General features: G+C 44.5%; 7 protein-coding genes and 1 pseudogene. All 8 read right to left on the bottom strand.

Annotated features, from left to right (window positions below):
- A partial coding sequence (gene rpoB / locus H5300_RS24965) for a DNA-directed RNA polymerase subunit beta (RefSeq protein WP_182797182.1) occupies nt 1–2,359 on the bottom strand: 2,359 nt, incomplete at its 3' end.
- A gap of 235 nt (nt 2,360–2,594) precedes the next feature.
- Nucleotides 2,595–2,960: a 50S ribosomal protein L7/L12 gene (rplL, locus tag H5300_RS24960; protein ID WP_004729770.1), complete on the bottom strand. Its 366-nt coding sequence runs from the start codon at nt 2,958–2,960 to the stop codon at nt 2,595–2,597.
- Between the two features lie 57 nt (nt 2,961–3,017).
- Nucleotides 3,018–3,512 (bottom strand): 50S ribosomal protein L10, encoded by a 495-nt coding sequence (rplJ, locus tag H5300_RS24955; RefSeq protein ID WP_017077558.1) that lies wholly within the window; start codon nt 3,510–3,512, stop codon nt 3,018–3,020.
- Between the two features lie 244 nt (nt 3,513–3,756).
- Nucleotides 3,757–4,461 (bottom strand): 50S ribosomal protein L1, encoded by a 705-nt coding sequence (gene rplA / locus H5300_RS24950; protein ID WP_017077557.1) that lies wholly within the window; start codon nt 4,459–4,461, stop codon nt 3,757–3,759.
- A 4-nt stretch (nt 4,462–4,465) separates the two neighbouring features.
- Entirely contained in the window at nt 4,466–4,894 is a 429-nt protein-coding gene (gene rplK / locus H5300_RS24945; protein WP_010435555.1) for a 50S ribosomal protein L11, read from the bottom strand.
- A 212-nt stretch (nt 4,895–5,106) separates the two neighbouring features.
- Nucleotides 5,107–5,655, bottom strand: coding sequence for a transcription termination/antitermination protein NusG (gene nusG / locus H5300_RS24940; protein ID WP_012605006.1), 549 nt, complete (start codon nt 5,653–5,655; stop codon nt 5,107–5,109).
- 13 nt (nt 5,656–5,668) lie between these two features.
- Entirely contained in the window at nt 5,669–6,046 is a 378-nt protein-coding gene (gene secE / locus H5300_RS24935) for a preprotein translocase subunit SecE (RefSeq protein ID WP_017073785.1), read from the bottom strand.
- A 223-nt stretch (nt 6,047–6,269) separates the two neighbouring features.
- Nucleotides 6,270–6,401 (bottom strand): annotated as a pseudogene (gene tuf, locus H5300_RS24930) (elongation factor Tu); the annotation flags it as partial.

Raw genomic sequence — 6,401 nt, 5'->3', positions numbered from 1 at the left:
GACCATCAGCAAGAACATCACCGCGTGCAACTGGTTCACCAGGAAGTACAGTTGGACGTTGGTTAATACATGTGTTTTGGTTCGAACGCGTGTACTTAGTTAGGTTGTAGATATCGATACCAGCTTCGCCAGGTACCAATTCATCTTCGTTAACCTTAACTACGATACGAGAAGCGTCTACAGACTGAACTTGACCACCACGTTTAGCAACCGCTGTAACACCAGAGTCAACTGCGATGTTACGTTCAATACCAGTACCTACTAGAGGCTTATCAGCTCTAAGTGTTGGTACCGCTTGACGTTGCATGTTGGCACCCATCAATGCACGGTTCGCATCATCGTGTTCTAGGAACGGGATAAGCGAAGCAGCGATAGATACTACTTGGTTTGTCGCAACGTCCATGTAGTCAACGTGCTCGCGTGGGTGAAGACCAGATTCACCTTTTTGACGAGCTGTGATTAGCTCATCTGCAAACGTACCTTCTTCTGTAAGAATAGTGTTTGCTTGCGCGATTACGAATTGACCTTCCTGGATTGCAGACAGGTAATCAACTTCTTCTGTTACTACACCATCTACTACACGACGGTACGGAGTTTCTAGGAAACCGTAATCGTTACAACGTGCAAACGCAGATAGCGAGTTAATTAGACCGATGTTTGGACCTTCAGGCGTTTCGATCGGACATAGACGACCGTAGTGAGTTACGTGAACGTCACGTACTTCGAAGCCTGCGCGCTCACGAGTAAGACCACCAGGACCTAAAGCAGAGATACGACGTTTGTGCGTAACTTCTGACAATGGGTTGTTTTGGTCCATAAACTGTGAAAGCTGTGAAGAGCCAAAGAATTCTTTAACTGCAGCAGAGATCGGCTTAGCGTTGATAAGATCTTGAGGCATGATTGCATCAAGGTCACCAAGGCTTAGGCGCTCTTTAACGGCACGTTCTACACGAACTAGACCAACACGGAATTGGTTTTCTGCCATTTCACCTACAGAACGGATACGACGGTTGCCAAGGTGGTCGATATCGTCCACTTCACCAATACCGTTACGGATGCCGATCAGTTTCTTCATCACTTCGATGATGTCTGATTCATCCAGAGTACCGCGCTCTTCTTCTTCTTCACGCTCGATAGAGCTGTTGAATTTCATACGGCCTACAGTTGATAGGTCGTAACGATCTTCAGAGAAGAATAGGCTTTCGAACAATGATTCTGCAGCTTCTTTCGTTGGTGGCTCGCCAGGGCGCATCATGCGGTAGATTTCTACCAATGCAGAGATGCGATCTACTGTGCTATCCGCACGTAGAGTGTCTGACATGAATGGACCATGGTCTAGGTCATTCGTGAACAGCACTTCTAGAGTCTTGTGACCTGCTTGAGACAGATTAGCAAGTGCTTCTAGGCTAATCTCTTGGTTTGCGCCAACGATGATCTCGCCAGTTGCTTCGTTGATGTAATCTTTCGCAGCAATCTTTTCAACGATGTACTCTACTGGTACTTCGATGTGCTCAACGCCATCTTTTTCAAGTTGACGGATATGGCGAGCAGTAACACGACGACCAGTCTCAACGTAAGTTTTACCGTTTGATTCGATGTCGAATGACGCAGTTTCACCACGTAGACGATCAGGAACCAACTCCATAAGTAGAGTTTGGTCTTTAACTTCGAAGTTCACCTTGTCGAAGAACAGATCTAGGATCTCTTCAGTCGATTTACCAAGTGCACGAAGAATAATCGATGCTGGTAGCTTACGACGACGGTCGATACGTACGAATAAGTTATCCTTAGGATCGAACTCAAAGTCTAACCATGAGCCACGGTAAGGAATTACACGTGCGTTATAAAGAACTTTACCTGATGAGTGGGTCTTACCCTTATCACTGTCGAAGAACACGCCTGGGCTTCGGTGCAGCTGGGATACGATAACCCTCTCGGTACCATTAATTACGAAAGTACCATTGTCTGTCATAAGCGGAATTTCGCCCATGTAGACTTCTTGTTCTTTAATGTCTTTTACAGTGCCTGCTGGTGCGTCTCGATCAAAGATAACTAGACGTAGTTTTACGCGTAGTGGCTTTGAGTAAGTTACACCGCGGATTTGACATTCTTTAACGTCAAAAACTGGCTCACCAAGACGGTAGCTAACGTATTGCAGCTCAGAATTGCCGTTGTAGCTCTGAATTGGAAATACAGAACGGAAAGCAGCTTCAAGACCGTATTGACCTTCTGGATCCTGTTCGATGAATTTATCGAAAGAATCAAGCTGGATCGATAACAGGTATGGAATGTCCAAAACTTGTGGACGAGTACCAAAATCCTTACGGATGCGCTTTTTCTCGGTATAAGAGTAAACCATGGGGTTCCTCAGCTCGCTGATAAGTGACCCAAACCACCCAAAACACTCTTCAGAGGGGGCGGTGACAAACAGCTGTTTACTGTAGTTGAACAATCATTTCGAAAAAATGACTGTTTTTTTGCTCGGATTATGACGGTTAAACAGCGGGAAATTCGTCATAGCCCTACAGCGCAAAAAGGCCGGTGGTTAATAAACCACCAGCCAATAGCCTTGCGGCTAGGAAATTAAGTAATAATTACTTGATTTCAACAGAAGCGCCAACTTCTTCTAGCTGTGCTTTAAGAGCTTCAGCTTCAGCTTTGTCAACGCCTTCTTTAAGCGCTGCAGGAGCTGAGTCTACAAGACCTTTAGCTTCTTTAAGACCTAGGCCAGTTGCGCCACGTACAGCTTTGATAACTTGTACTTTGTTTGCGCCAGCGCCAGTAAGGATAACGTCGAATTCAGTTTGCTCAGCAGCAGCTTCAGCAGAAGCACCACCAGCTACAACTGCAGCAGCAGCAGTAACACCGAATTTTTCTTCCATAGCTTCGATAAGCTCAACAACTTGCATTACAGACATTTCTGCAACTGCGTCTAGGATTTGCTCGTTAGTAATAGACATAACAATTCTCTTTTAAGTCAACAATAAGTTTAAATAGCAACCAGTGAAAAGCAAGGCTTATGCCGCAGCTTCTTCTTTTTGGTCGCGAACAGCAGCGATAGTACGAACCAGCTTGCCAGCAGAAGCTTCTTTCATGCACATCATTAGGCGTGCGATAGCTTCGTCGTAAGTTGGTAGTGTCGCTAGTACATCAGCATCAGTAACTGCGCCTTCAAATGCAGCAGCTTTGATCTCGAATGTTTTGTTCTCTTTAGCGAAGTCTTTGAAAAGACGCGCTGCAGCACCAGGGTGCTCGTTAGAGAACGCAAGTAGGCTAGGACCAGTAAATGTGTCTTGTAGACACTCATACTCAGTACCTTCTACTGCACGGCGTGCTAGTGTGTTACGAACAACTCTCATGTAAACACCCGCTTCGCGAGCTTGTTTACGTAGAGAAGTCATCGCGCCAACAGTAACGCCACGAGAGTCAGCTACAACTGCAGAAAGTGCACCACTGGCTGCTTCGTTGACTTCAGCAACAATTGCTTTTTTGTCTTGAAGATTTAAAGCCATTTGGATTAACCTCTGGTTGTGATTACAGCACTCAATATAAAATACATTGAGCGTTTACGATGTTATTCAAAAATGAATAAATTCATTTCAAACGACAACATCGCCTACGTAGGTTTTATTAAGCTTCACCTTAAAAAGGTTCAGCGCCTACGGTCTTGGGATAGACAGTTATGAATTGCTTCAAAAACCACCCAACCACAAATATTAGGCGCAGAAGTATATACTAAATCTGCGCCAAAGCAAATTAGTTTGCTTGAGTGTCAAGACTAGCTTGATCAACAGTAACACCAGCACCCATCGTAGTAGAGATGCTTACTTTCTTCAGGAAAGTACCTTTCGCTGAAGAAGGCTTAGCTTTCTTAAGAGCAACTAGAAGTGCTTCTAGGTTCTCTTGAAGCTGGTTAGCTTCGAAAGATGCTTTGCCGATAGTAGTGTGGATGATACCGTTCTTGTCGTTACGGTAACGAACCTGACCAGCTTTAGCGTTCTTAACCGCTTCAGCAACGTTAGGAGTTACAGTACCAACTTTAGGGTTTGGCATTAGACCGCGTGGACCTAGGATTGTACCTAGTTGACCAACAACGCGCATTGCATCAGGAGAAGCAACAACAACGTCAAAGTCCATTACGCCTTTTTTCACTTGCTCAGCAAGATCTTCCATACCAACGATATCTGCGCCAGCTGCTTTAGCTGCTTCTGCGTTTGCACCTTGAGTGAACACAGCAACGCGGATTTCACGGCCAGTACCGTGAGGTAGCACAGTTGCGCCACGTACGTTTTGGTCAGATTTACGAGCATCGATGCCTAGGTTAACAGCAACATCTACAGACTCAACGAATTTAGCAGTCGCTAGTTCTTTAAGAAGAGCAACAGCTTCGTTGATTTCGTATTCTTTAGTTACTTCAACTTTGTCGCGGATTACGCGCATACGCTTAGTAAGTTTTGCCATGATCTTATCCCTCTACCACTAGGCCCATTGAACGAGCAGTACCAGCAATAGAACGCTTCATTGCTTCGATGTCAGCACCAGTCATATCAGCAGCTTTAGTTTCTGCGATTTCCTGAACTTGAGCGTCAGTTACAGTACCAACTTTCTCAGTGTTTGGACGACCTGAACCAGACTTAACGCCAGCAGCTTTCTTAAGAAGAACAGCAGCAGGTGGAGTCTTAGTTACGAACGTGAAAGAACGGTCGTTGTAAACAGTAATTACTACTGGAGTAGGTAGACCTTTCTCAACAGATTCTGTTTTTGCGTTGAACGCTTTACAGAATTCCATGATGTTCACGCCGTGTTGACCTAGAGCAGGACCAACCGGTGGACTTGGGTTTGCCATACCAGCTGCAACTTGCAGTTTGATATAAGCTTCAACTTTCTTAGCCATGATATTTCCTAATTTTTGGGTACATGCGCTAGCCCTAAGGCAAGCTCCCCTTAATTTCAATTAACTCTTTCTTACTTCGATAGAAGCAAAAAGGCGCGAAATTATAATCATAATTCGCGCCTTTAACAACCCTAAAAAGGTGGTTTTTTATACTCTTTTATTTTGAACAACTTATGAAGTATTTATCCACAGCTTGTTCAAAGATTAAAGTTTTAGTCTAGCTTTTCAACTTGACCAAATTCAAGCTCAACCGGTGTTGCACGACCAAAGATCGATACAGATACCTTAATGCGGCTTTTCTCGTAATCTACTTCTTCAACTGTACCGTTGAAATCAGCAAACGGACCATCGTTCACACGAACCACTTCACCCGCTTCGAACATTGTCTTAGGACGTGGAGACTCGCTCGCTTTCTCTAGACGGTTCAAGATAGCATCAGCTTCTTTGTCAGTGATTGGTGCAGGACGATCAGAGGTACCACCAATGAAGCCCATAACACGAGGGATACTGCGCACTAAGTGCCATGATTCATCATTCATGATCATTTGCACTAATACGTAGCCAGGGAAGAACTTACGTTCGCTTTTACGGCGTTGACCTGCACGCATTTCCACTACTTCTTCAGTAGGTACTAAAACGTCACCAAAGAACTCTTCCATGTCGTGCATTTTAATATGTTCGCGTAGCGATTGAGATACACGACCTTCATAGCCAGAAAAGGCTTGAACTACATACCAACGTTTTTTTGGAGCTTCACTCATGAATCAGAACCCTCTACACCCCAGTCGCTAGAGAAACTAAACGGACCATAATGCCGTCAATTCCCCAAAGCACTAGAGACATAACAATACATACAGCTAAAACGATCAATGTAGTTTGCATAGTTTCTTGGCGAGTAGGCCAAACAACTTTACGAATCTCCATACGAGATTCTTTTGCAAAATCGATCGCAGCTTTACCTTTAACTGTTGTTGCTGCAACGCCTAGTGCGGCAGCAATCAGCACAACTACACCTGCAGCGCGAATTACAACAGACAATTCACCATACAGGTAATTACCCACAACAGCAGCAGCCAACAGTACAAAAGCGACTACCCACTTCATTGTATCTGCTGCGCCTGAGCTATCAGGAGTTTCAGCGTTTGCTTTCATAAAACCAACCTGTGATAAGTCTTAAATATAGACGACAATAACCCCGCTGTTGCAGGGCACATTCCTTTGCGTTGCAAAACAACACATCTAACAGTCATTTTAGTCAAAAAGACCGTTTAATTCTTTGCTAAGAGCTAAAATTGATGCCAAAACATCCAACTCTTTTTTCAGCGAAGAAAAAGGGCATCAAATGATGCCCTTTTTACTAGTGGTTCGTCAAATCTTATGCAAAGATTTTAGCTACAACACCAGCACCAACTGTACGGCCACCTTCGCGGATTGCGAAACGTAGACCTTCGTCCATTGCGATTGGAGCGATTAGCTCAACAGTCATTTGAACGTTGTCACCTGGCAT

The sequence above is a fragment of the Vibrio sp. SG41-7 genome, from assembly GCF_014164465.1.
In the GTDB taxonomy this organism is placed as follows: domain Bacteria; phylum Pseudomonadota; class Gammaproteobacteria; order Enterobacterales; family Vibrionaceae; genus Vibrio; species Vibrio splendidus.
The sequence above is the reverse complement of the archived record's forward strand: the minus strand, read 5'-3'. Positions and strand labels throughout refer to the sequence as shown.

Excerpts from the sequence above, each read along its gene's own strand:
- rplL (WP_004729770.1), bottom strand. The coding sequence starts at position 2,960 with ATGTCTATTACTAACGAGCAAATCCTAGACGCAGTTGCAGAAATGTCT.
- rplJ (WP_017077558.1), bottom strand. The coding sequence starts at position 3,512 with ATGGCTTTAAATCTTCAAGACAAAAAAGCAATTGTTGCTGAAGTCAAC.
- rplA (WP_017077557.1), bottom strand. The coding sequence starts at position 4,461 with ATGGCAAAACTTACTAAGCGTATGCGCGTAATCCGCGACAAAGTTGAA.
- rplK (WP_010435555.1), bottom strand. The coding sequence starts at position 4,894 with ATGGCTAAGAAAGTTGAAGCTTATATCAAACTGCAAGTTGCAGCTGGT.
- nusG (WP_012605006.1), bottom strand. The coding sequence starts at position 5,655 with ATGAGTGAAGCTCCAAAAAAACGTTGGTATGTAGTTCAAGCCTTTTCT.
- secE (WP_017073785.1), bottom strand. The coding sequence starts at position 6,046 with ATGAAAGCAAACGCTGAAACTCCTGATAGCTCAGGCGCAGCAGATACA.